We start from the raw sequence: 23,341 nt of genomic DNA, 5'->3' as shown, positions 1-23,341 counted from the left end.
CTATGGGTCTATGCGATCGCGCATCAGCTCAGCGAAGTATCCCTGCGCCTTCTGGGTTACCGGTCCCGGAGCCCCTTGAAAACGGCGACCGTCGATTTCGGCGACACCTTGCACCATCCGCAACGTGGAGGTCACGAAGACCTCTGCAACAGAGGCATCCGCCAGCACAGCGGCTGGGATATCCTCTTCCATGGCACCAATTCCCTCGATCACGAGATCACGGGTGACGCCTGCCAAACAACCTGCACTCAGCGGTGGTGTCACGACGCGACCATCGCGAACCACAAAAAGATTCGAACCGGAGCCCTCACAGAGATTGCCAACGGTATTGGCGAACAGAACCTCGTTAGCCCCGCGTTCGAGGGCCCAGGCCAAGGCGACAACGTTCTCGGCATACGAGGTGGTCTTCAGTCCAGCGAGCACTCCACGCTCGTTGCGTGGCCAAGGAGCGAGGGCAAGCCTCGTAGTCGCTGGCTCCAGCGTGATCTCCTCGGACGCAATCACCGACCGCGGCTGCATGGACGGCGGCCGACCCGAGCCGAGGCCCGCGTTGCCGGCGGTGTAGGTGATCCGAATTTTAGCCGTCACCAAACGATTACGATCGATGAGCTCGACGACACCCTCTCGGAGGCTAGCAATCGGGGGGAGGGGGAGGCCCATGCCATCTGCCGTGCGAGCGAGTCGATCGAGGTGACGCGTCAGGGCAAACGGCTGACCGCCGACAACCACCAGGGTCTCAAATGCACCATCGCCACACACCAGACCATGATCGACAATGGGAACCCCCGCGGTGTCGGCATCCTGAAGATATCCGTCAATCCATACAACTGCCATGGCTTTGACCTCCTTGGGTTATCCTAGTGGTATGCTCGATCCAGCCCTTGAACAGCTCGCCCACGGACCAAACTTCGCAGTACTCACCACCCTAACTCCACAGGGCCAGGCCCAATCCTCGGTCATGTGGGTCGATTGCGATCACGAACATCTCCTCATCAACACTGAGGTAGGGAGAGCCAAATTCCACAACATTACGCGCCAGCCAAATGTAACGGTACTGCTGTGGGACCGCGACAACCCATACCATTATGTGGAAGCGAGAGGAGTCGTGACCGCTACGATCACTGGCTCCACCGCAGACCAACAGCTTGAACAGCTCGCACAAAAATACACCGGGCAAGCCTTTGCTGGCGACATCGAAACAGAGCGAGTCATTCTTAAGATCACGCCCCAGCGGACCCGGGTCGTCGATTGAGATCACGGGTTCTCTTCGATCGCCAACTGACCTCAGCTAATCGCTCCTCGCACCTAACCAACGTCGTCTTTACACCCGAAACGATATGAGTTCCTCGACACGACACGACGATCGACGGCGTCTTCGAGACCTTATCGTTGTCGGATGGTCTCACGCCGGCCAGCATGCCTACATTGCGTCCCTCGGCATTGCAATCCCGTACGTCTTGATCGCCTTCCACACGACCTATGCCACTGTGGGTATTCTCCTCTCGATCGCCGCAATCGTCGGTAGCGCGCTACAGGCGCTCTCACTGGTCATACGACGGACCTCGGCCCGCGTGCTGTTCACTATCCAAAATATCGGGTCGATGATCGGGGCGGTAATCGCAGCGATCGCTCCCGGCATCTACGTCTTCATGGCAGGTCGGCTCATACAATCGGGCGCGGGCTGGCCACAACATCCCGTTGGTGGGGCCTATCTGGCCAGTCGCTATCCGACCAAACGCGGAACGACACTGAGCTGGCATGTCACCGCTGGCAACCTTGGTACGCTGCTAGCTCCTCTTGTCATGCCATCCATCATCGTTGCCTACGGCTGGCGTGCCGCCTTCTGGGCCCTCTCGATCCTTCTGGCCACCACCATTGTGGTCGTCGCGCTCTGGTTGCCATCTCCCTGGCACCGGTTGCAAGAGCCTAGCGATACCACGAATCAGGGACCCCAGGACAGCTTCTGGCACCGGCTACGATCCCTGATGCGTCAGCGCCCCATCTTCGCATTGCTGCTTGCCGGCACTATCGCCGCAGGGGGCCAGGGTATCGGGATCGTCGGCGTTTACACCCCTGGTTATCTTCACACCTCGTTACATCTGTCGGCCTTAGGCCTCACTGTTATCTTGACCCTGCTCTACGCAGGAGCTGTGGTCGGTCCCATCCTCATGGGTTCAATTGCCGATCGCACCAACCACAAGGTGGTGTTGATCGCCAACTATGGTCTTGGAGCAGCAGCACTGATGCTCTTTGTCCTGATCGGACGAGGTCTGTTTGGGCTTGCGCTCGTCGGGGTCGCGATCGGCATCTTCTCCTACTCTGAACTCTCGTTACGCCAGACAGTCTTCGCCGACTACCTACCGCTTGGCATGTCACGAGCCGCCTTTGGCATCTTCTTTACCGTCTCCCAATCGATAGGGGCGCTGTGGATCGCCATCATCGGAATTACCGTCACCGACGGCGGTTTTCGGGCCGCCTTCCTTTTGATGGCAATGACCTTTGTTGTGGCTGCCCTCGTTGTGCTTTGGGGGACTCGATTGCAATCTGCGAACATCTCCGATAGCAACGAATAATCAGCTGCACGGCCGCTCCATGCATCGGCTGGACATGAACAGCCAGACACCAGAGACCTCCTCAAGCAGACTGGCCTGGCTGAGGTGAGCCAGCAGGGAAAGCGTAGTTTCACCACAGCGGCGCGCTTATCGTCATTTTTTCCAGTGTTGCTCTTGCTACGTTGTCACAACAACGCATGACCGACGCACCAAGAAGGTCAAAAATGCCAATGACCTGCAACTAGGCAGGTCACGCTTGGCAGCCCCAACGGGATTCGAACCCGTGTCTCCACCTTGAGAGGGTGGTGTCCTGGGCCTCTAGACGATGGGGCCTCAAGGAGACTCGATCCACTCTAATGGCTCGTTATTCAGAAGTCGCCACTTCTTGGTGTCAAGCACCTTTCAGCACCGAAGGTGCCTCCAACGAATCGCTGGGGGCGCCTTCAACATCATGTGACAACCTCGCTAGGCCTTGTGTACCGGGACCTCCACATTAGTGAATTCAGGGTCGCGATAGTAGTTGCGCCAGATAAGTCGATACAGCGGTATCTTCTCTGGGATTTTACGAAGCCCCGGGATCACGGGAACCAACAGCAACACCAGGCTCAGGACCGTCATGATCGCCAGCACCTCAACATCGCCATTCCCCGACGTCGACATCGGCGGCACCTGATACCACATGGTATAGAGCCACATCCATGGCTGACCTGGCCATGAACCAGTCTCATTCATCACGCCCCATTGGTCACCCGCTAGGTGTTGCGCCGTGACGATCTTGCCCCAATAGCTCGCGGCATGCTGGGCTTTCCAAGAGTCTCCGATGAACAAAATCGGGTTGGTGTAGTTAGTGGTGTAAAAGCTCGACTTCGTCAGCAGCTGGGCATCGAGTGCCCCAGACTGAGCCATCGCCAAAAGGTGTGTCATCAGCACGGGCACAGGGCCAGCCGAGGGCATGTTGCCGATGACCGCCGAACTGCTAAGGGGCAGCTTGTTGAGCTTGGCCTGATAGTTGCTAACCCAACGGTCCTCGGTTGCTCGTGATGCATGCTCATAGGTGGCTATCGCGGTCGTCAGTGCCGGGAAGTCCGGCAACGTGGCGAGCGGATTGAGTACGAAATCTTTGGCGGTGTTGAGCGGGTACTTTACACCAAAGAACTTCTGAACCGAAATCGGTCCAAGCGACTGTACAGAGTCCGTCGCAGGGTTGCTGGCCGTGTTGTACGGAGGTCCATAAGTTGCCGAATCACTCGTTCCGTTTAACTCGGTCAGGGCGATATCGACGAACCCCACCGGTTGTGCCTTGGCCCATGACTGGACTGTGACCGGCGGAACGTCGGGCGATGAGAACGTGATGGCCAAGATAAAGACCAGCACCAGCACCACGACAAACCCAATGGTCGCCTCCTTCAAGATGTCATAGTGGCGAAGCGGTCCCTGCCATGGACGGCCGTACTTGCGTTCGCTCTGGCTCCATTTACTCATTGTTCTACCTCCATCGAAGCGTCACTCGCCTGTTGCGTGGTCGCCGAAGCTGCAACAAAACCGGCCTCACCAAGGTGCGCGGGCTCAGCACCAATCGGTGGGACAACACCACGAATCCGCACCATCAACACATGAACCCCAATGATGAGAACCAGAATGATCGGGACCAACACGATATGAAGCATCAGCGCTTGGCCGAAGTTCATCGCGTTGAAGAAGGCGCCGATACCACCTGAGTTGAAGGCATCTTTGGACTCGAAGGCGATCCACTGCGAATCAAAGTTCGTCTGCGAAAGATAGCCGGTGAAACACTCGACAATGGAGACCAGAAAAGCCACCACGCCAGTCATCCAGGTCAGCCACCGCTTGCCGCGCCAGGCCGCCATCCAGAACTTGGCCCAAAGATGGACCGTCATGAAGCCCATAAACAGCTCAACTGACCAAAGGTGTAACGAGTTGACGAAGTGACCGATATCGCTAAGGTGCCACCAGGTCGGGCCTTCAATCGCTAGCACCATCCCGCTCAAGATCGCCATGATCAGAGCACCGATGGTTAAAACCCCGAACACATAGACCCATGACGACACGTACGACGGTTGGCCATCTGGCAACAGCTTGTCTGGCGGAAGGTACTTGAGTCCGAGGTGCCGACCACGGCCAGTCCAACCCTCGGACGCCCCAACTTCATCGCCAGCAGCAACCGGCTGATACGCTTTTCGCTTGATTGGCTTACCCTTGAGAAAGGGAATGCTGATCGCAAGGATAAATAGCACCACCAAGATGACGATGACAATGAAGTTCGCCATCGAGATCAAGATGAATCCCCAGTGAATGTAATGGTCCGGATGATTGAGATTGACAATCGCTCCAACAATCGGATGATCGTTCATCACGTTATCCCTTCTAACGCTCACGCGTCGTGACTACCCAACAACAGCGCCAGATCTTTCAACGCGCTCTGGATATCATCCTATGAAGGTAACGTCTCGACTTTTAGGGACTTTCGTCACACAACAGTCAGCCAACTCACCCTATGCACTGAGCGTACACCCAGAACATCCTCATAAAACTGCCGTCCACCAACGGATGGACCGGGTCTGAGTCGATGAGGTCGTAGCAATCGAGGAGGGTCGGTTAGCCCTTCGGGATCGTTGACCAGGGGAGATCCTTGTCCACGCGTGGCTCACCCGGAAGCCCGAGGACACGCTCACCTAGAATGTTGCGCATGACCTCTGATGTGCCACCCTCGATCGTGTTCGCGCGTGAGCGTAAAAATGCTTGGGTTGCTGTCCTTGGCTGCACCTCACCGTTGACACCGGCAAACTCCGGACGCCGCATGGTATAGTCCGGATAGAAGAGTGCGTTGCCTTGCTGCAGATCGACGCAATATTCGTAGATCCTTTGGTTGAGCTCGGCATTGGCCAGCTTGACGACGGAACCTTCTGGACCGGGGTTCCCCTGCTGTCGCTGTGCGGCCGCTCGAAGCGACGTCAGCCGCAGCGCTTCAGCTCCACACCACAACTGCATCAGATCATCAAGCGACTCGACGGGGCTACCCAACGATCGGAAGGTCGTGATCGCCTCTGCGATAGGGCCGCCGCTACGCGGCAAGACTAGGCCCCCAATGGACGCCCGCTCATTCATGAGTGTGGTAATCGCCACCGACCAGCCCTTCCCAACGTCACCAAGCCTCATCGCATCCGGCACGTGAACATCACTCAGGTAGACCTCATTGAATTCAGCCTCACCAGTGATTTGACGGAGTGGCCGAACCTCAACACCGGGGGCGTGCATGTCCAGCACAAAGTAGGTCAGGCCTCGGTGTTTTGGCACATCCGGGTCACTGCGCGCCACCAACATACCCCAACGAGCCACATGAGCCAAGGTCGTCCAGACCTTCTGGCCGGTAATCGTCCACTCATCACCATCCCTAATGGCCCTCGTGGCCAGTGATGCGACATCAGAACCAGCACCGGGTTCAGAGAATAACTGACACCAAATCTCCTCACCAGTAAAGAGCGGGCGCAAAAGTCGATGGGCTAGCTCCACGGAGCCATAGGTCATGACCGTGGGTGCACCCATGCCGACGCCGATCGGGTTGCTCGCAAACGCTGGGGGCACCTTTGCCTCCGCGAGGGTCTCATCGATGACCCCCTGAAGGCCGGGGCTCAAGCCGAGACCTCCGAGCCCAACTGGGTGGTGAACGAACGCGAGTCCGCGATCGTATTGCTCACCACGAAAAGCTACGCCGCCAACGGCTTGAAAATCCAACTCTTCGACAAGGCGCAACGTTGCCGCTCGCACCTCTTGCTCTTGGCTTGTCATCGACCCTCCTTACGAGCCTAAGCCTAGCAAAGCAACACCGGGCGCGTGGGGCACTCTACACAAGAGCCCTGGTTTACTATCCCAGTGTTTCCAGCCGTATTGCGATGTCTTCTCTCAACCCTCGCACGAGCTCAGCCCAATGAGCCGCCAAGGCGTGATAGCCATCAACACCAAAGTGTTCCTGGTGGAGTTCACGATGTTCCAACGCGGCCGTCGCAAAGTTTGACAGATCACCCCATCGGGAGCTACGAGTAGTAAACCATTCAAAGAACGGACACTCCTGTAACGATGTATCGCTGCCCCCATCGAGGTGCCCGACGACTAGCGCATCGTTAAGCAGCAGAAAATCCTCGACGGCAAAGACCTTGGACGGCAGGTGAAGCAGGTTACTTCGCTCGAGAATTCCCAATAATACGTCAAAATCTACCGGGCGCGAATAGAGATATCCTTGCACAAAATCTCCACCGAGACGGATCCATCGCGACAGCTCATCGACCGTCTCGACACCCTCAGCAACGACCCGAATCCCTGCGATTTGAGCGAGAAAGCTCAGAGAACTCACCACGGCAAACGAGTTAACATCCATTCCAAAGCGTGAGATGAAGGAACGATCGATCTTGAGCTCATCGACATCGAGCAGCGCTACATTGCTCAGCGACGCATAGCCAGTTCCGAAATCGTCGACCGAAACGGCAACACCCACCGAATGCAACATGTTGATCATCGAGCGAGCGGCGGCCAAGTCATCGAGAGCGACGTCCTCAGTGATTTCGATCGTGAAGTGCCAAGGCTCCTCGGCCGCAAACAACGCAATGTCTGCCGGGAAATGACTGGAGAGAAAGTGTGAGGGGGTGACATTCAACGAAACGTTAACCGATGGATAACCTGCGGCGACGAGCCTGTGGTGTGTCTCGAGGGCAGATCGGATCGCGTGGTTACCGAGCAATCGTGCCAGCTCCGGATCGCTCTTCACCTCCTTGAGGACCGATTCGAGTGGCATTCCATCCCAGCGCATAAGAAGCTCCACTCCGACTACCTCACCGGTCGTGCCACTGACTTTTGGCTGAAAGGCAAAGTGCAGCTCCTGGCTCTCGATTGCCCCAGGTAGTCGATCTCGGACCTGACGTCGCAACTCGATGGAACGGGCCACCATGCCACCAAAGAGATACGATCGCGCCTTGCCCGCATCCTTGGCGGCATAGAGCGCCGCGTCGGCGTGGGCGAGAAGACTTGGATAGTCTCGCCCATCGGTCACCGACATCGCCCAACCGAGCGAGCCTGTGATGCGGAACTCCTCGCCCACGTCAGCAACGAGTCGCATTACTCGTTCGACGAGATCGTCGATGCCTCGATAGTCTCCATCGGCAATACAGAATCCGAACTCATCCCCTCCGAGACGGGAGACGAAGTCGTCACCCACCACGAGCGTGCGTAGGCCTGACCCCAACGACTCAAGGAACTTATCACCCGCCCAATGTCCCGCGGTGTCATTGAGCTCCTTGAATCCGTCAAGATCCAAGATGCCCACCGCCACCTCTCGTCCCGACATCAAGAGGTGGCGAACCTTCTCCTCGAAGGCAAGCCGGTTATCAAGACCCGTCAGCATATCAGTGCGGGCTGCCATGCGTTGAATATTACGCTCTCGTTCGAGCGCCTGCTTGAGGTTAAGATCAGCAATGCCTTGCTCGATCATTTTTACGACCGTCTCCAAAAGGGAGACGACCGCTGGCGTCACTGTATTAGTCACCTGGGACATGACCGTCAGGGCGGCAACAACCTGCCCATCCTTATGGATCGGCAGCGACACTCCGCAGTTCCAACCAAATGTCTGCAAAAAATCCAGCCAGGGGTTGATCGAGGCGTCCGCAAGCTCATCCTGATTCCACACCACAGCATCGGTGCGAATAGCCCGTAACGCCAATGGCCCGTCGCCGACAAGGTCAAGTGGAACCACCAAGGCTCCAACTTCGTCGGCACCGCGGCCAGCGCTCGCCATCGGAACCAACCGATTCATCGTGGGATTCGGGGCCGCCACCCAAGAAGAGGTGAACACGCTTTCGGTAACGAGCACTTCACAGAACGACTGGAGGAGCTCGACCTCCGACTGCGCCGAAACCATGATAGACGCGCTTTGTAGCACGGTCAACGTAAGGTTATTTAACCAGCGATTTTCCCACTCAGACCGGTTGTGTTCGACACGCGCAATCGCCTGGCGAATGAGTTCGCCCATGGCAATGACAACGTCCTCGCCAATCCCCTGATCTGCCTGATCGTCGATAGCAAAGATGAACACACCCTGGCTCTGTCCCCCGAGGACGACGGGAAGACGCAACACAGCGCTGCCGTTGGCTAAGAGGGCAGCCATCTCAGTGAGGTCGTGGCGATCCGAACTACGTATCAGGCCGTTGGTGATCAGCTCGCGCTGAAGACGAAAACATGTTGCTGAGGGCCCAAGGCTCTCGAGGTCTCCGAGCACCGAAATCTCCAGAGCAAAGAGCTCGTCGCGGGCCTCTTGGCTGAGCTCGCCCCAGACACCAACACACCCCAGGGTCTTCTTGCAGGAATCAAGCCGGAACAAACACGCCTGCCGAATAAATGTCTCACCGACCAAGGTTTCGGCGAGATCACGCATCATGCCCGTCCACTCGGTGGTCATCGCCGACTGCAACGCCACCTTTGCTCCAGCGATGCATTCGAGCAACCGGGTATGAGCAAAGGCAGTGCGCGCACGAAAGAGGCGGCTGAGTTCTGATCCAAGCGCGCCCATCATGTCTTCGATATCGACCGGCACCGGGTCGGACATTCGTCGATAGAGCGCCAAGGCCCCGCTACGGTTCAGCGAGATCGTAAAGGGCACCACAATCACCGAACCGAGCTTGTGATGCTCGAGTTGATCGATCCACGGTCGAAAGCGAGCCTCCATCGTCATGGTGCCCAACGTCACCTGATGAGTGCGCAAAGCGATCCCGACGGGACCTTGGCCACGTGGATCGTTGGCATTGGTGCGAAGATCGAGTCCGGCCGCATAGTCGGCGGCCGGACCAGATGCAGCTGCGATAGTCACCTGATCACCAAAGTCGGTCGCTCGTGTCCCAAGCGCGGTTGCAACGTAAACTAAGGGTGCCTGCGTCGCCCGCTGGATCATCTCCACCAGCTGTTCGATCAACTGCGACTCTGGCATCTGTACGTAGCGATCGAAGAGGTTGGCAACCTCGACGATCGTCTGTTGGAGAGCCTCCCTGGCACCCCAAAGCCGCATACTCGTCTCGCTAGAGGTGGCAAGGAGCTCCTTCTCGTGCAAGAGCAGGAGTGCAAGCTCATCGGCGTCAAGTACCCCGGCGAGTTCGGTTCGATAGAGCGTGTAGATTTGGTCGATCCACATCGGTCGTATACTCATTCGAAGGTGGACGTCGCTAATCCGCGCGATCACACCGTAATCGACACGATGTTCAGAGAATAATCGTATGAACTCCTCGGTGATGAGCTGAGCGATCCGATCCACCTCGGCGGGGTCGGTCTCATGAAAGCCACCGAAGTTAGCCTCGATGAGTTCTCGTAGCTTTGGTAGAAGCTGGCGAAGTGCCTTAATTACTCGCCCTGGGGCACGGCGCGGTTGCATCACGGGCTCAGGACTTCGAGGCCGCCCTCGGTGAGTACCTGATCCAACCCCTGGATTAACCTCCATACCTCAGCTCCTTGGTGGCGCACACAACCACCGACACCACACAACGTCAACGATAGACCTACGAACGAAACTTCCTTCACCCTTATCGGCACGCCTGGGCAGAACCTAAGGTCGCCACAAAGTGGCAGAACTTCCAATAAGGGTGCACAATAGAGACATGACAAACTTTGCACTCAGTGACGAGCACAAGCAATTTCGCTCCGTTCTCCGTTCTTTCGCCGAGAGCCGCATCGCTCCACATGCACAAGAGGTCGATGAGACCGCGAGTTTCCCGTGGAAGAGCTTCGAAGCCTGCAAAGAGATGGAGCTACCGGCACTCGCAATTCCTGAAGCCTATGGTGGTGCTGGTGCCGATTCGATCACCAATGCCATCATGGTTGAGGAGCTTGCCAGAGTTTGTGCCTCCACCTCGTTGACGATGTTGATCTCGAAACTTGGCATGACTCCAGTCATTTATTGGGGTTCCGAAGACTTGAAGAACAAGTACTTACCACGAGTTGCTGCAGGCGAGGCACAGGCCTCCTATTGCCTATCAGAGCCCGATGCAGGCAGCGACGTCGCCGCCATGACGACCAAAGCAGTGCGTGACGGAGACTCCTACGTGCTCACCGGAACCAAATACTGGATCACGAACGCCGGCATCTCCGATACCTACACCGTCTTCGCAAAGACTGATCCCCAGGCCGGTCACCGTGGCATCACCGCCTTTCTTGTCGAGGCCGACTGGGGCGTCAAGGTCGCCAAGCTCGAGAAGAAGCTCGGGGTGCGAGGCTCCCCTACCGGCGAGGTCACCTTTGACGAGGTACGTGTCCCAGTGGCGAACCGTATCGGCGAAGAGGGCCAAGGGTTTTACATCGCCATGGGCACCCTTGATCGATCCAGGCCGACCATTGGCGCCCAGGCGGTTGGAATCGCCACCGGCGCGATCGACTACGCCGCCGGCTACATCAAGAATCGGCATCAGTTTGGTCGTCCTATCGCTGACAACCAAGGCATCCAGTTCATGCTGGCCGACATGGCCACCAAGGTTGAGGCGGCTCGTGGCCTCGTGTATCAGGCGTGTCAGCTCATCGACGATGACCCAGATGGTCAGCTGACCAAATACGGAGCAATGGCCAAGATGTTCGCATCTGATGTAGCCATGTCGACAACGATTGACGCGCTACAGCTCCTCGGCGGCTATGGCTACACCAAGGACTTTCCACTTGAGCGCATGATGCGTGATGCCAAAATCACCCAGATCTACGAAGGGACCAACCAGGTACAACGAATTGTGGTGTCTCGGCAAGTTTTAGGAGGCAAGTAGTGATTCATCGTTTGGGAATTATCGGCGCTGGACTCATGGGGTCGGGCATCGCTGAGGTAGCGGCACGCAACGGCGTTGACGTAATCGTCGTGGAAGCCGATGACACTGCAGCCAAAGCCGGGCTTGCTCGAATCACCAAATCCCTTGATCGGGGAGTTCGTTCAGGAAAACTCACCGAGGAGGCTCGGGCAGATGCCCTCGGCCGCATCGACGTCACGACATCGTTTGATAAGCTCATCAATCGAGAGTTGGTCGTCGAGGCAGTAATCGAGGATGAGGCCACCAAGCTCGATGTCTTTCGACGCCTCGACGCCGTCGTCGAGGACCCGACAGCCGTGCTTGCCTCCAACACCTCGTCGATTCCGATCATGAAGCTCGCCATGGCTACGCAGCGTCCAGAGCAGGTCGTGGGAATTCACTTCTTTAACCCAGTTCCGGTCATGCCACTCGTAGAGGTCGTGACGTCGCTCATGACGAATCCCAAGGTGGAGCAGCAGGCGCATGAGTTTGCTGGCGGGCAACTCAGCAAGCATGTGATCAAGTCTAAGGATCGAGCCGGCTTCATCGTAAACGCTCTCCTCATCCCATACCTTCTCTCGGCGATCCGAATGTTCGAATCCGGATTCGCCACCGCCGAGGACATCGACACCGGCATGGTTGACGGATGTGCCCATCCAATGGGGCCATTGGCACTGACCGACTTGATTGGGTTGGATACCACCATGGCGGTCGCCCAATCCCTCTACGAGGAGTTCAAAGAGCCGCTGTATGCACCCCCTCCCCTGCTGTCACGCATGTGCGAGGCAGGCCTCCTGGGACGCAAGGTTGGTCGAGGATTCTACCAGTACAACTGACAGCCACTGCGGACCGATCCTAGCCACGGTGGCGAGACTAGGCCCCTGCCGTTGTGGCGAGACTAGGATGATCGTCTTAGCTGACCTGCGAAGGAGCATCCATTGAGTCCGTCTACTCCCGAAAGGGTTCGGTTCGCGCCGTCGCCGACAGGGTTTTTCCACGTCGGAAGCGCGCGTACGATTCTTTACAACTGGTTGATCGCCCGCCAATCGGGTGGCAGCATGCTGCTCAGGATCGATGACACCGACGCTGAGCGCAACCGGGAAGAATGGGTCGATGGCATCTACCGTGCCATTCGTTGGCTCGGGCTCGACTGGGATGAGGGGCCAATTCGCCAATCCTCACGCATCGATCACTACCAAGAGATCGCCTTTGATCTCTTCGAACGCGGTTTGGCCTATTGGTGCGACTGCACCCGCGAAGCGGTTGAAGCCCGCAAGGCGCCAGGCACTCCGCCCGGGTATGACGGTTACTGTCGACAGCGCAGGCTCACCCAGGGTCCTGGCCGGGCACTTCGCTTCAGGGTGCCTGACGGAGAGGTCGTTGTCAACGACCTGATACGAGGTGAAGTGATTTTTCCTCATGGCTCCATCGAAGATTTCATCATCCTCAAGTCCACCCTTGCACCCCTCTATGTCCTGGCCAACGTCATCGACGATGTCGACTTCGCTATCACGACCGTGCTGCGTGCCGAAGAACACCTACCAACGACACCTAAGGCCGTCCTCCTCCACCAGGCGCTTAACAGCCCACTGCCTCAATTTGGGCATCTACCTGTCCTTGTCAACGAGCAGCGTCGAAAACTCTCCAAACGCCGCGACCGCGTGGCCGTCGAGGACTATCGTCAACTCGGATTTCTTCCCGAACCAATGATCAACTATCTCGCGCTTTTAGGCTGGAACCCTGGCGATGATCGGGAATTCTTTACCCTCACCGAGCTGATCGAAGCCTTCTCGCTTGCGAGAGTCGGTCACTCCCCCGCCTTCTTCGACGAGCAGCGTCTGCTCCACTTCAACAAGACGTACCTGGCGTCGCTTTCGCCATCCAACTTCGCTGATGTTGCACACCCATTCGTCAGCGCACTCATCGCATCGACCCCTGACGCCGATGAGCGGCTCGCCCAGATCTTGCCGGAGGTGCAGACCCGCATCGGGACACTGTCGGAGTTACCGGCGATGATCGGGTTCCTCTTCACCTTCTCTCCCGACTATTCTGACCTCGCCAGCCGACTCCGAGCCGGGGACGCCACCTACCTCCGTGCCGTAGCCACCGCGCTCGCGACCATCGACCTGTTCACTCCACAAGCTATCGAAGCACAGGTACGAACGATTGTCGACGGATTAGACACTAGCCTCCGCAAGCTCCAAGCACCGATCCGTCTAGCCATCACGGGGTCTCCAGTTGGTCCTCCGCTCTTTAGTTCGATGGCAATCTTAGGGCGCGACGAATGTCTTGCAAGGATACAAGCACTCCTCGATGCACTCGAGGATTTGCCCTCGCCGACGTAGTTGATTCTGTCGGTCGAAACCGCCGATTAATGGCAGTTGATCAGCAGATGACTGCTAGGATCGAAAGGACCTTCGGGGGTGGTGTAATTGGCAACACTGCAGATTCTGGTTCTGTCATTGGGGGTTCGAGTCCTCCCCCCCGAGCTCAACCGGCCTGGTCCATGACCCTGAATCGTGGCTGGGCCTCGGTTGCGTCCATCCGGTTGGCGCATTCATACGAAGTCGGAGATTCCCACGCAGTCGGTCGCCGTAGGTTCTCACCCGCCAGTTCTTCGGAGCATCGTCCATGTACGCTATGATTTCGTAGTTTCACACGATCTCTTGGCCACCCATAGCCACAACTCATGGCTCCCGGCGTCTCGCAAGATAGCGCCCCGCTGCCAGCCGGTGACGGTCTCATGTGCGAGACGCCAACGATATCGTTGGCGATCGCTCATCTGGCTTACGGCGTCTCGGTATTCGACGCCTTTTCGCCAGCCCGCAGCAGCCGATTTAACCCGTTGAGGTATGCCCGTGCAGACGCCTCCACAATATCGGTCGAGATACCACGACCCGAAACTTCGACATCGTCGCTGCGCAGCGTGACGACCACGTCCCCAAGTGCGTCAACCCCCCCTGTCACCGATGCGACCGTAAACCCAGTCAACTGAGCTGTCATGCCTGTCGCCTCCAAGAGCGCTTTACCGATCGCATCAACCATGCCATTGCCATCAGCCTTAGCAGTCACTAGCTTCTTGTCGTTGATGACGGCGACCTCTGCGTGAGCGGGTTCTCCTGACGTTGCTGCCACTGAAAGCGATCGCAACTCGAAACGCTCGGCGACCGTCATACCGAGCTCATCGGCGACAATCGCCTCGAGGTCTGCTGCGGTGATCTCGCTCTTACGATCGGCCATCTCCTTAAAGCGCTCAAATGCCGCGTTGAGCGCATCGCCAGCGAGATCAAAGCCCATGTCACGCAAGGTCGAGGTAAAGGCATGGCGGCCTGAATGCTTGCCAAGAACGATCTGTGATCCTTGTTGGCCAACACTCGTCGCGTCGATGACTTCGTACGTGCTTCGATCGGCGAGCACGCCATGCTGGTGAATACCAGACTCATGGGCAAAGGCGTTTCGACCGACGACCGACTTGTTGTACTGCACAGGATAACCAGTCAATCTGGCTACAAGGCGAGATGCCTTGGCGAGTTCCTCTGTATGAATCTGCGTTCCGAGTCCCTCAAAGAGGTCGGCGCGTACCCGCAGTGCCATGACGATCTCCTCAAGTGCTGCGTTACCTGCGCGTTCACCAATCCCGTTAATGCAACACTCGACCTGGCGTGCCCCGCCAGCGATTGCAGCCAGCGAATTGGCGGTCGCCAAGCCCAAATCGTTATGGCAATGACTTGAAATGACATAGTCACCACGAACATTGCGACGTACCTCTTCAATCATATGACCAAATTCAGCTGGAATCCCGTAACCGACCGTATCGGGGATATTGAGAGTGCCAGCTCCATTGTCGACGGCCAGCTGCAAGACTTCGTACAGGAACTCGACAGGAGTACGAGTCGCGTCCTGGGGGGAGAACTCGACATCATCGGTACAACTTCTCGCGTGTGCGACCGACGCCTTGACCTCTTCGAGCACCGTCGCATTCGTCATCTTCAACATGTGGGTCAGATGCGACGGTGATGTTGAGATAAAGATATGGATGCGCGCCTGCTCAGCGTCGCGCAGCGCCTCCCAGCACCGATCGACATCACGGAGCTGGGTCCTCGATAGCGCAGCAATCGTTGGCCCCTGGACCCGACGCGCGATGGCTTGGACCGCCTCAAAATCACCCTGAGATGCCACTGGGAACCCAGCCTCGATGTAGTCGACGTTAAGCCGCGCAAGTTGTTCAGCAATCTCAAGCTTCTCGAGGGCGTCGAGCGAGATCCCAGGCGATTGCTCGCCATCACGAAGGGTCGTGTCAAAAATAATCACCTGTTCGTCCATGGTCACTCCTTATTGCTCCGTAGGTACCACCAGCCACGACCAGTGATACGTCGCTTCTGTGTCGTCACGTATCGATCTTGCTTGTCTATTCGACCTTGCTTAGCTATGCCGCTAGTTCGCGGCTCCCAACCGTCTTCAGGAAACAAAAAGACCCTCTGATCAACGATCAAGAGGGTCTTGGGCGATCACCGGTGGTGATCGCCCTACCTAAGAAGGAGTCCTGTGCTGGCCATAAACCTCATATGTCCACGAACCTAATCGATACTCGGCTCAGACCCGACCGACTTCGCATAGATAATACCTGCATTCCCCTCAAGGAGTTGAATTACCGCCGGTTCGACCGGTCGAGAAACACTCAGGAGCATCAAGGCAGTACCATCATCCACCCTCGGCGATACCGCCATCGAAACGATTGAGTAGCCTCCGTCGCCTAGGACTTTACCGACTACACCAATCATGCCGGGCTGGTCAAAGTTTCGGACCGCGAGCATCGAAGCCGCTGGAGGAACCTCCACCCAGTGACCGTCCACCAGCACGATTCTCGGTTCAGAACCAGTCGCTCCTGCCAACGTTCCGCCAACCACATGCTCTGGAGTGCGCAGGACGACCAGGTTGCGGAAGTTCAGACTGTTAGCGACGGTGGTCTCTCGAATCTCAAGGCCGCGCTCCGATGCCAGTTGGGGCGCATTGACGTAGGAAACCGGTTCATTTAGTCCCACCGAGAAGATCCCCTTTAGGATCGACAGCGTCAAGAGCCTGGTATCTTCGTGCGCGAGCCCTCCCTGGTATTCGATCTCGAGGGCACCAGGAAGTCCGCCCGTTAGGGAGGAGATGAACTGACCCAAGAACTCCACGAGACCTAGATAGGGGCGCACCTCGGGAGAGGCCTCAGCGGCGTTCACGTTGACCGCGAACGGTACGAACTCATTCGCGAGCGCCAACTGTACCTGCTCGGCGATCGTAATACCTGCCTTGTTCTGGGCCTCCTCGGTACTGGCACCAAGGTGCGGGGTAACGACAACAGAATCCAGTTCAAGCAACGGTGAGCCGGTCGGTGGCTCGTTTGCAAAAACATCGAGCGCGGCTCCGGCAACTGTTCCTTCAACGAGCGCCGCATAGAGGGCATCTTCATCGATGATGCCGCCACGCGCAGCGTTGACAAAACGGATTCCAGGCTTCGCCTGGGCCAAAATCTCCTTACCGATAAGACCCTTGGTCTCCTTGGACTTAGGAAGATGGATGGTCACAAAGTCCGCCCTTACGACCAAATCTTCGAGCGAGGTGAGCTCAACGCCCATCTTCTTGGCCCGCTCCTGGGAGATGTAGGGGTCGTAGGCGATGAGTGTCATGCCAAAGGCCAGTGCCCGCTGCGCCACCAACGCTCCGATTCTGCCCAAACCGACGATGCCAAGCGTCTTGCCATAGAGTTCGACGCCTTCAAATGAAGACCGAGCCCAAGTCCCCGCCGTCAGACTCGCGTGTGCCTGGGGGATCTGGCGTGACAGCGAAAGCAAGAGCGCCATGGTGTGTTCAGCAGCCGAGATGATGTTCGATTGCGGAGCGTTGACCACCATGACCCCCGCCTGGGTGGCGGCTTCAACGTCGACATTATCAAGTCCAATGCCAGCTCGGCCAACGACGACCAAGTGTGGTGCATTGGCAATCACTTCAGCTGTAACCTTTGTCGCCGACCGAATGATAACCGCATTAACGTCATGAACGGCTTCGATAAGCTCTTGGGGGGACAGATCAAGGGCAACGCGCACCTCGTGCCCTGCCCCGCGTAGAATATCAAGCCCGCGGTCTGCTATTACCTCGCTCACCAGGATGGTAGCCACACATACTCCTCTGTTAGTCTATGAGATCTTCTCAGTAGATGATCAATGCTATGGTTGGTTAATCAACACGACGTCCGTGCGACGCTGCACCTACGCGATACTGTGCCCAAGCGACATTGCTCGAGCGTGGCTCACACGACATAGTCCAAACCGCTCGCCTTTGGCATGCCCACCGGGGAGCCAATCCAATCACTGAAGACCGGGCCCCGATCAGCGGGTAGTGGTTTTCAGGCACTGCCCAACTCCCAACTAGAGCATCAATCCAAGCTTCGACAATGGAGTATGAGGTGTTGGCTAGAGTCTAGCGACGAAGGCGGAAATCCGACCGATCCCCTCAACAATCCCCTCATCGGCGAGGGCGTACGACAGACGCAGGTATCCAGGGGCGTCAAAGGCTTCACCTGGAATGACGGCCACCTTTGCATGTTCGAGCAAGAGCTCTGCGAGGCGATAGCTGGAGCCGATTGGCTCTTGGTCAAACTCCTTTGTGAGAATTCCTTGAACTGACGGAAAGGCATAGAACGCGCCCTGTGGCCACATGATGTCAACACCTTCGATGGCCGAGAGCAACGTCACGATCGTCTCGCGTCGACGAGCAAACGCATCACGCATGTATTGGGTTTCGCTCGGATCGGCGCGCAACGCAGCGATTGATGCCCGTTGTGACACGTTGGCCACATTCGAGCACAGCTGCGACTGTAGTTTGATGACCCCGTCAGCAACATCCGTCGGGGCAACGACCCACCCGACCCGCCAGCCAGTCATCGCAAAGGTCTTTGCAACACCGTTGACCAGCACCAAGCGCTCGGCCAACGCGTCACTAGCAAAACTTCCGATCGCTGGTGCGCTCGCAAACCCATAGGTGAGCTGTTGATAGATCTCATCACTCACCACATACAGGCCCTTGCGATCGGCAAAATCCGCCAATGCCGCGGTCTCTTCTTCGGAGTAAACCGCCCCGGTAGGGTTCGAGGGAGAGACGTGAATGAGCATCTTGGTTCGAGGGGTCACGTACTGAGCCAACAACGCCGGCGTCACCTTAAAACCCGTCTCCAGATCGGTAGGAACGGCGATCGGGATACCTCCTGCAAGGCGAACAACCTCAGGATAGGTGACCCAATACGGGGCCGGGATGAGCACCTCATCGCCGTCGTCAAGAAGAGTCATCATGGCCGAGTACACGGCATGTTTGCCACCGTTGGTCACCACGACCTGGCGAGGATCCACCGTCAGCCCGCTCAAGTGGGCACTGCGCTCAGCAATTACTTCCCGAAGCTCACCGAGTCCGGCCGCAGGCGTGTAGTGATGATTTCGAGGATCACGCGCAGCCTCGACCGCAGCCTCGACGATGAAGCTGGGAGTTTCGAAGTCCGGTTCTCCAGCAGCGAAGCTCACCACGTCGACTCCCGCAGCTAACATGGACTTGGCTTTCGCGTCGATCGCAAGCGTTGCAGACTCGTTGAGCTGCTCGACTCGTGCAGAGACCCGGCCTTGAACCATGGTAATTCACCTTTCAGATTGGAGAGACAATGAGCGCGAATTCCCACATTACCCTACCCCCCGATCTGTTGCCCTCCGACGGCCGCTTTGGGTCAGGCCCCTCGAAGATCCCAACGTTCTTCCTTGAGGGACTCGCCGACACCCAAGCCACTCTCCTTGGCACCTCGCATCGTCGCCCGGCCGTTAAGGACCTCGTTCGCGTCATCCGAGAGCGAATGACCGAGCTCTTTGGGCTTCCCGACGGCTATGAAGTCGTCCTCGGCAACGGGGGTGCGACACTGTTTTGGGACATGGCCGTCCACTCGTTAATTACGTCATCGAGCGAACACCTGGTTTTCGGCGAGTTCTCGTCCAAATTTGCGGCGGCCGCGCGCCAGGCTCCGTTCATCGACAGCGTCAAAGAGGTAAGTGCCGACTATGGCTCTTGCCCCTCGATCGAGGAGGTTGATGGCATCGACACGTACGCGTTGACCCATAACGAGACATCAACCGGTGTCCTCGCTCCCCTCACCCGACCCACAAGCGGCGATGCGTTGGTCTTGGTGGACGCCACCTCAGCCGCTGGCGCTGTACCGGTCGACCCTGAGGTCTTCGATGCCTACTACTTCTCACCACAGAAGGCCTTTGCCTCAGAAGGAGGATTGTGGATCGCCCTACTCTCCCCGAGAGCAGTGTCTCGAGCGGTCGAGACCGTCGCATTAGGTCGATACGTGCCAACCATGTTGGATTTGTCGATCGCCATCGACAACAGTCGCGAGAATCAAACCTACAACACCCCCGCGATTGCCACGCTCTACCTCATCAACGCTCAGCTTGAGTGGGTGCTTTCACATGGTGGGTTGGCCTGGGCTGCTAAGCGCTCGGCCGAGTCAGCGACCACGATCTACAACTGGGCAGAGAGTGCCACCTACGCACATCCCTTCGTCACCGATCCTGCCCTGCGCTCGCCGGTGATCGCGACCATCGACTTTGACGACAACGTCGACGCCAAGGCAGTCGCCGCCACCTTGCGAGCAAACGGCATCGTCGACACCGAGCCCTACCGCAAGCTCGGCCGCAACCAACTGCGTATCGCGCTCTTCCCATCAATCAACCCCGACGACGTCGAGGCGCTGACGCAGTGCATCGACTTTATCGTCGGTCAACTCTGACGCTATCGAGCTTCTTGACGGCTCACGGTCGGCCAGCCTTGCGCTGTCAACATCGCGCCGCGACGCTCCGGCGAGCCCGCGCACGGTGCAAGGGTAACGCCGATTAGACCAACAACGGTTGGGGTGTGAAAGCCAAACCCGTCAACCGACAACGCTTGGTGCCCACGGGTCACGGTGCTGCTCGAACCGAGTGATCTTGTCTTCTTTGGTCAGCGTCATGCCGATCTCGTCCAGGCCGGCTAGCAAGCGCGCCTTGGCCGTTGGGTCGATCGCAAAGTGAAACTCGATCCCTTCGGAAGGAACGCTTACCCGCTGACTCTCAAGGTCGACCAAAATTTGGGTTCCTGGCCGCTCGGCGACCAGATCGAGCAACCGTTGCACCTCATCCAAGGTTAGCTCCACAGGCAATAGGCCAACTTTAAGTGAGTTGTTACGAAAGATGTCGCCAAACCGCGGCGAAATAACCACTCGAAACCCGTAATCCATCAGAGCCCATACCGCATGCTCTCGCGAGGATCCCACGCCGAAGTTCTCCCGAGCGATCAGGATGGTCGAGCCCGCAAACTGCTGATCGTTAAGCACAAACCCCGGATCTTGGCGCCACTCCGAGAACAAACCCTCACCAAAGCCGGTCCGCTCAACACGCTTAAGCCATTCGCTCGGAATAATCTGATCGGTATCAACATCTGAAATTGCCAGTGGCATTGCATGCCCACGTAACTCGGTGATCGGCTCCATCAGTCGCCCTCCCTTCTGCTCGTACTCACCATCTCTGCGGTATACCTCTTGTTAGTCATCACCTCGGTGGTGTGATCAACCTCGACCAACGCACCCATCTCAAAGCCTCTGCTATGAATGCTGGGGGTCCACGTTCACCAACCGAACGCCTCCCCCAACGAGCCCCCTCGGCCAGGTCATCCTAGGCCAAATCATGTGGCGTACTGAATGTACCACGAATAGCGGTCGCGGCGGCAATGGCTGGCGAGACCAGATGGGTGCGCCCCCCTCGCCCCTGGCGACCCTCAAAGTTCCGATTTGAGGTCGAGGCCGCCCGTTGTCCCGGCATGAGTTGATCCGGATTCATCCCGAGACACATCGAGCACCCAGGCTCGCGCCATTCGGCCCCCGCTGCACGAAAAATAGCGTCAAGCCCCTCAACCTCTGCCTGTTCCATGACCCGTCGGGACCCAGGGACAACGAGGGTGCGTACTGAAGGGGCGACCGAACGACCTTCAAGCACCCTGGCGGCAATCCTGAGATCCTCGATCCTCGAGTTTGTGCAGGACCCAATGAACACCACATCCACTGGGATATCTCGCACCGCGGTGCCCGGGGTGAGGCCCATGTAGCGGAGCGCACGATTCGCTGCCTCTCGCTGGGGAGCGAGCGCGTAGTGGTCAGGGTCTGGGATGACGCCATCGATCTCGATCACCTGGGATGGGTTGGTACCCCAACTCACCTGCGGTCGCAGGGCCGACGCCTGAATATGGACTTCACGATCAAAAACGGCGTCGGCATCTGTAGCAAGCGAAGCCCACGCCTTTGCCGCTTCATCGAAGAGCTCCCCGGCGGGCGCAAAGTCACGACCGGCAAGGAAGGCGACGGTGGTGGCATCCGGCGCGATCATCCCTGCTCTCGCCCCGGCCTCAATGCTCATGTTGCAAACAGTCATACGGGCTTCCATCGAAAGCTTGCGAATGGCTTCACCCCGGTATTCGATCACATGCCCAATACCACCCCCGGTGCCGATCTGACCGATAATGGCGAGAATCAGATCCTTCGCAAAGGTACCTTCTGGAAGGTCTCCCTCTACTGTCACTGCCATGGTCTTCGGTCTTACCTGCGCGAGCGTCTGCGTCGCCAAGACATGCTCAACCTCCGATGTCCCGATTCCAAATGCCAGGGCACCAAAGGCACCATGGGTCGCCGTGTGTGAGTCGCCACACACGATCGTCATGCCCGGCTGCGTCAACCCCTGCTCTGGGCCGATTACGTGCACAATCCCCTGGCCCTGTGACCCCATTGGATAGTATCGGATTCCAAACTCGTCACAGTTTTTTGCCAGAACCTCGAGTTGCTTGGCACTGATGGGGTCCTCAATCGGACGATCAATGTGTTCGGTAGGTACGTTATGATCGGCTGTCGCCACGGTAAGATCAGGGCGCCGGACTCGGCGTTTGGCCATACGCAGCCCATCAAATGCCTGAGGCGATGTCACCTCATGGATGAGATGGAGGTCGATGTAGATTAGATCCGACTCCCCAGGTGCTCCCTGGTCAACCAGATGTGACTCCCACACCTTCTCAGCCAACGTCTGTGCTACTACCATCGTTCATCGCCCCCATTCTTCGGTCTGATCGAAACAGCCTGCGTACTTACTTCCATTGTTAGGCCGATCACCGTAACGTTACAATGTCGAACGAGCCCACCATCACGATGTCATCACCATGGGACCACAGCCATCATGTCACCACACACTCAATGCACACCGTCTACCAGAGCACGAACTCTTGCACCGGTCATCCTTTCACCAGTTGGATCTCTCCAATTGGATCGATGTCCGTTCGATCTACGCAGTCCGGATCGCCACTACCTCAACCTTCAAGAGTCCGCCCGGCGCTTGGTATTGCACCCAGTCTCCAACGCCTGCACCAACGAGTGCCTGCCCGAGTGGAGAGGTGGGTGAGACGACGTCAACCCCTGAGTGTCGCTCCTCAATCGACCCAAGAAAATACTCGCTGACCTCATCATCGTCCTCGTAGCGCAGCGCCACAACGAGACCAGGACGCACGGTGTCGGTTGTCGCGCCATTATCAGAGACCACGACGGCGCTCTCGAGTAGGGCTTCCAGCTGACGGATACGGGCCTCCATCTTGCCTTGTGCATCTTTAGCGGCGTGATAATCTCCGTTTTCGCTTAGATCGCCCAACGCACGAGCCGACTCAATAGCCTTGGCGATCTCAATGCGACCAGTTGTGGTCAGTTCTTGCAGCTCAGCGACCAGGGCATCGTAGGTCGCCTGAGAGATCGTAGTTTCGGTCATGCAAGACACTCTAGCGCCTTCCCTTGAGAGTCGCTGGCTACCGACAAACCTGCTTGCCCCACGGTAGCCAGACGCCCAAAATGTACGTCGATCCCACGAGTTGATCCACGATGATTTC

General features: G+C 57.6%; 17 protein-coding genes and 2 tRNA genes. 7 read left to right on the top strand and 12 right to left on the bottom strand.

Annotated features, from left to right (window positions below; all coding sequences use genetic code 11):
* Nucleotides 1–834 carry an aminotransferase class IV gene (locus tag MP439_01625; GenBank protein ID MCI2974763.1) on the bottom strand — a complete coding sequence of 278 codons (834 nt, stop codon included), beginning with the start codon at nt 832–834 and terminating at the stop codon, nt 1–3.
* Nucleotides 835–865: 31 nt separating this feature from the next.
* Here MP439_01625 and MP439_01620 point away from each other — a divergent pair, with 31 nt between their 5' ends.
* Nucleotides 866–1,252, top strand: a complete 387-nt coding sequence (locus MP439_01620) for a PPOX class F420-dependent oxidoreductase (protein ID MCI2974762.1) — start codon at nt 866–868, stop codon at nt 1,250–1,252.
* An 85-nt stretch (nt 1,253–1,337) separates the two neighbouring features.
* The gene (locus MP439_01615) at nt 1,338–2,573 is read left to right on the top strand and encodes an MFS transporter (protein ID MCI2974761.1); all 1,236 of its coding nucleotides are present in this window, start codon (nt 1,338–1,340) and stop codon (nt 2,571–2,573) included.
* A gap of 236 nt (nt 2,574–2,809) precedes the next feature.
* Here MP439_01615 and MP439_01610 read toward each other — a convergent pair.
* The 5 genes from MP439_01610 to MP439_01590 form a co-directional block, all read right to left on the bottom strand.
* Nucleotides 2,810–2,885, bottom strand: a tRNA-Glu gene (locus MP439_01610).
* Nucleotides 2,886–3,017: 132 nt separating this feature from the next.
* A complete protein-coding gene (locus tag MP439_01605; GenBank protein MCI2974760.1) occupies nt 3,018–4,034 on the bottom strand; it encodes a hypothetical protein in 1,017 nt (338 codons plus the stop codon).
* A complete protein-coding gene (locus tag MP439_01600) occupies nt 4,031–4,924 on the bottom strand; it encodes a cytochrome b N-terminal domain-containing protein (GenBank protein MCI2974759.1) in 894 nt (297 codons plus the stop codon). The genes MP439_01605 and MP439_01600 overlap by 4 nt, the downstream gene beginning before the upstream one ends.
* A gap of 244 nt (nt 4,925–5,168) precedes the next feature.
* Nucleotides 5,169–6,359: an acyl-CoA dehydrogenase family protein gene (locus tag MP439_01595; protein ID MCI2974758.1), complete on the bottom strand. Its 1,191-nt coding sequence runs from the start codon at nt 6,357–6,359 to the stop codon at nt 5,169–5,171.
* Nucleotides 6,360–6,435: 76 nt separating this feature from the next.
* A complete protein-coding gene (locus tag MP439_01590) occupies nt 6,436–10,044 on the bottom strand; it encodes an EAL domain-containing protein (GenBank protein MCI2974757.1) in 3,609 nt (1,202 codons plus the stop codon).
* A 157-nt stretch (nt 10,045–10,201) separates the two neighbouring features.
* Here MP439_01590 and MP439_01585 point away from each other — a divergent pair, with 157 nt between their 5' ends.
* From MP439_01585 to MP439_01570, 4 genes are all read left to right on the top strand, one after another.
* A complete protein-coding gene (locus MP439_01585; protein ID MCI2974756.1) occupies nt 10,202–11,350 on the top strand; it encodes an acyl-CoA dehydrogenase family protein in 1,149 nt (382 codons plus the stop codon).
* A 35-nt stretch (nt 11,351–11,385) separates the two neighbouring features.
* Nucleotides 11,386–12,204 (top strand): 3-hydroxybutyryl-CoA dehydrogenase, encoded by an 819-nt coding sequence (locus MP439_01580; GenBank protein ID MCI2974755.1) that lies wholly within the window; start codon nt 11,386–11,388, stop codon nt 12,202–12,204.
* Between the two features lie 102 nt (nt 12,205–12,306).
* Nucleotides 12,307–13,713: a glutamate--tRNA ligase gene (gene gltX, locus MP439_01575; GenBank protein ID MCI2974754.1), complete on the top strand. Its 1,407-nt coding sequence runs from the start codon at nt 12,307–12,309 to the stop codon at nt 13,711–13,713.
* A gap of 72 nt (nt 13,714–13,785) precedes the next feature.
* Nucleotides 13,786–13,857, top strand: a tRNA-Gln gene (locus tag MP439_01570).
* 298 nt (nt 13,858–14,155) lie between these two features.
* Here the strand turns inward: MP439_01570 and MP439_01565 are convergent.
* From MP439_01565 to MP439_01555, 3 genes are all read right to left on the bottom strand, one after another.
* Entirely contained in the window at nt 14,156–15,691 is a 1,536-nt protein-coding gene (locus tag MP439_01565; protein MCI2974753.1) for a 2-isopropylmalate synthase, read from the bottom strand.
* A gap of 254 nt (nt 15,692–15,945) precedes the next feature.
* Nucleotides 15,946–17,529 carry a phosphoglycerate dehydrogenase gene (gene serA / locus MP439_01560; protein MCI2974752.1) on the bottom strand — a complete coding sequence of 528 codons (1,584 nt, stop codon included), beginning with the start codon at nt 17,527–17,529 and terminating at the stop codon, nt 15,946–15,948.
* Between the two features lie 294 nt (nt 17,530–17,823).
* The gene (locus MP439_01555; GenBank protein ID MCI2974751.1) at nt 17,824–19,029 is read right to left on the bottom strand and encodes a pyridoxal phosphate-dependent aminotransferase; all 1,206 of its coding nucleotides are present in this window, start codon (nt 19,027–19,029) and stop codon (nt 17,824–17,826) included.
* Nucleotides 19,030–19,058: 29 nt separating this feature from the next.
* On the opposite strand from MP439_01555, the gene serC reads away from it, so the two are divergent.
* Nucleotides 19,059–20,180 carry a phosphoserine transaminase gene (gene serC / locus MP439_01550; protein MCI2974750.1) on the top strand — a complete coding sequence of 374 codons (1,122 nt, stop codon included), beginning with the start codon at nt 19,059–19,061 and terminating at the stop codon, nt 20,178–20,180.
* Between the two features lie 141 nt (nt 20,181–20,321).
* On the opposite strand, the gene leuD is transcribed toward serC, so the two are convergent.
* From leuD to MP439_01535, 3 genes are all read right to left on the bottom strand, one after another.
* Nucleotides 20,322–20,918 carry a 3-isopropylmalate dehydratase small subunit gene (gene leuD, locus MP439_01545; protein MCI2974749.1) on the bottom strand — a complete coding sequence of 199 codons (597 nt, stop codon included), beginning with the start codon at nt 20,916–20,918 and terminating at the stop codon, nt 20,322–20,324.
* Between the two features lie 181 nt (nt 20,919–21,099).
* Nucleotides 21,100–22,509: a 3-isopropylmalate dehydratase large subunit gene (gene leuC, locus MP439_01540; protein MCI2974748.1), complete on the bottom strand. Its 1,410-nt coding sequence runs from the start codon at nt 22,507–22,509 to the stop codon at nt 21,100–21,102.
* Nucleotides 22,510–22,749: 240 nt separating this feature from the next.
* Complete coding sequence (locus MP439_01535; protein ID MCI2974747.1) at nt 22,750–23,223, bottom strand: transcription elongation factor GreA; 474 nt, start codon at nt 23,221–23,223, stop codon at nt 22,750–22,752.
* Between the last annotated feature and the right edge of the window lie 118 nt (nt 23,224–23,341).

The organism is Ferrimicrobium sp. (assembly GCA_022690815.1).
GTDB lineage: Bacteria > Actinomycetota > Acidimicrobiia > Acidimicrobiales > Acidimicrobiaceae > Ferrimicrobium.
The sequence above is the reverse complement of the archived record's forward strand: the minus strand, read 5'-3'. Positions and strand labels throughout refer to the sequence as shown.

Bases quoted from the DNA above. Each gene is read 5' to 3' on its own strand.
- MP439_01625 (MCI2974763.1), bottom strand. From the start codon at position 834: ATGGCAGTTGTATGGATTGACGGATATCTTCAGGATGCCGACACCGCG.
- MP439_01620 (MCI2974762.1), top strand. From the start codon at position 866: ATGCTCGATCCAGCCCTTGAACAGCTCGCCCACGGACCAAACTTCGCA.
- MP439_01615 (MCI2974761.1), top strand. From the start codon at position 1,338: ATGAGTTCCTCGACACGACACGACGATCGACGGCGTCTTCGAGACCTT.
- MP439_01605 (MCI2974760.1), bottom strand. From the start codon at position 4,034: ATGAGTAAATGGAGCCAGAGCGAACGCAAGTACGGCCGTCCATGGCAG.
- MP439_01600 (MCI2974759.1), bottom strand. From the start codon at position 4,924: ATGAACGATCATCCGATTGTTGGAGCGATTGTCAATCTCAATCATCCG.
- MP439_01595 (MCI2974758.1), bottom strand. From the start codon at position 6,359: ATGACAAGCCAAGAGCAAGAGGTGCGAGCGGCAACGTTGCGCCTTGTC.
- MP439_01590 (MCI2974757.1), bottom strand. From the start codon at position 10,044: ATGGAGGTTAATCCAGGGGTTGGATCAGGTACTCACCGAGGGCGGCCT.
- MP439_01585 (MCI2974756.1), top strand. From the start codon at position 10,202: ATGACAAACTTTGCACTCAGTGACGAGCACAAGCAATTTCGCTCCGTT.
- MP439_01580 (MCI2974755.1), top strand. From the start codon at position 11,386: ATGGGGTCGGGCATCGCTGAGGTAGCGGCACGCAACGGCGTTGACGTA.
- MP439_01565 (MCI2974753.1), bottom strand. From the start codon at position 15,691: ATGGACGAACAGGTGATTATTTTTGACACGACCCTTCGTGATGGCGAG.
- MP439_01555 (MCI2974751.1), bottom strand. From the start codon at position 19,029: ATGGTTCAAGGCCGGGTCTCTGCACGAGTCGAGCAGCTCAACGAGTCT.
- serC (MCI2974750.1), top strand. From the start codon at position 19,059: ATGAGCGCGAATTCCCACATTACCCTACCCCCCGATCTGTTGCCCTCC.
- leuD (MCI2974749.1), bottom strand. From the start codon at position 20,918: ATGGAGCCGATCACCGAGTTACGTGGGCATGCAATGCCACTGGCAATT.
- leuC (MCI2974748.1), bottom strand. From the start codon at position 22,509: ATGGTAGTAGCACAGACGTTGGCTGAGAAGGTGTGGGAGTCACATCTG.
- MP439_01535 (MCI2974747.1), bottom strand. From the start codon at position 23,223: ATGACCGAAACTACGATCTCTCAGGCGACCTACGATGCCCTGGTCGCT.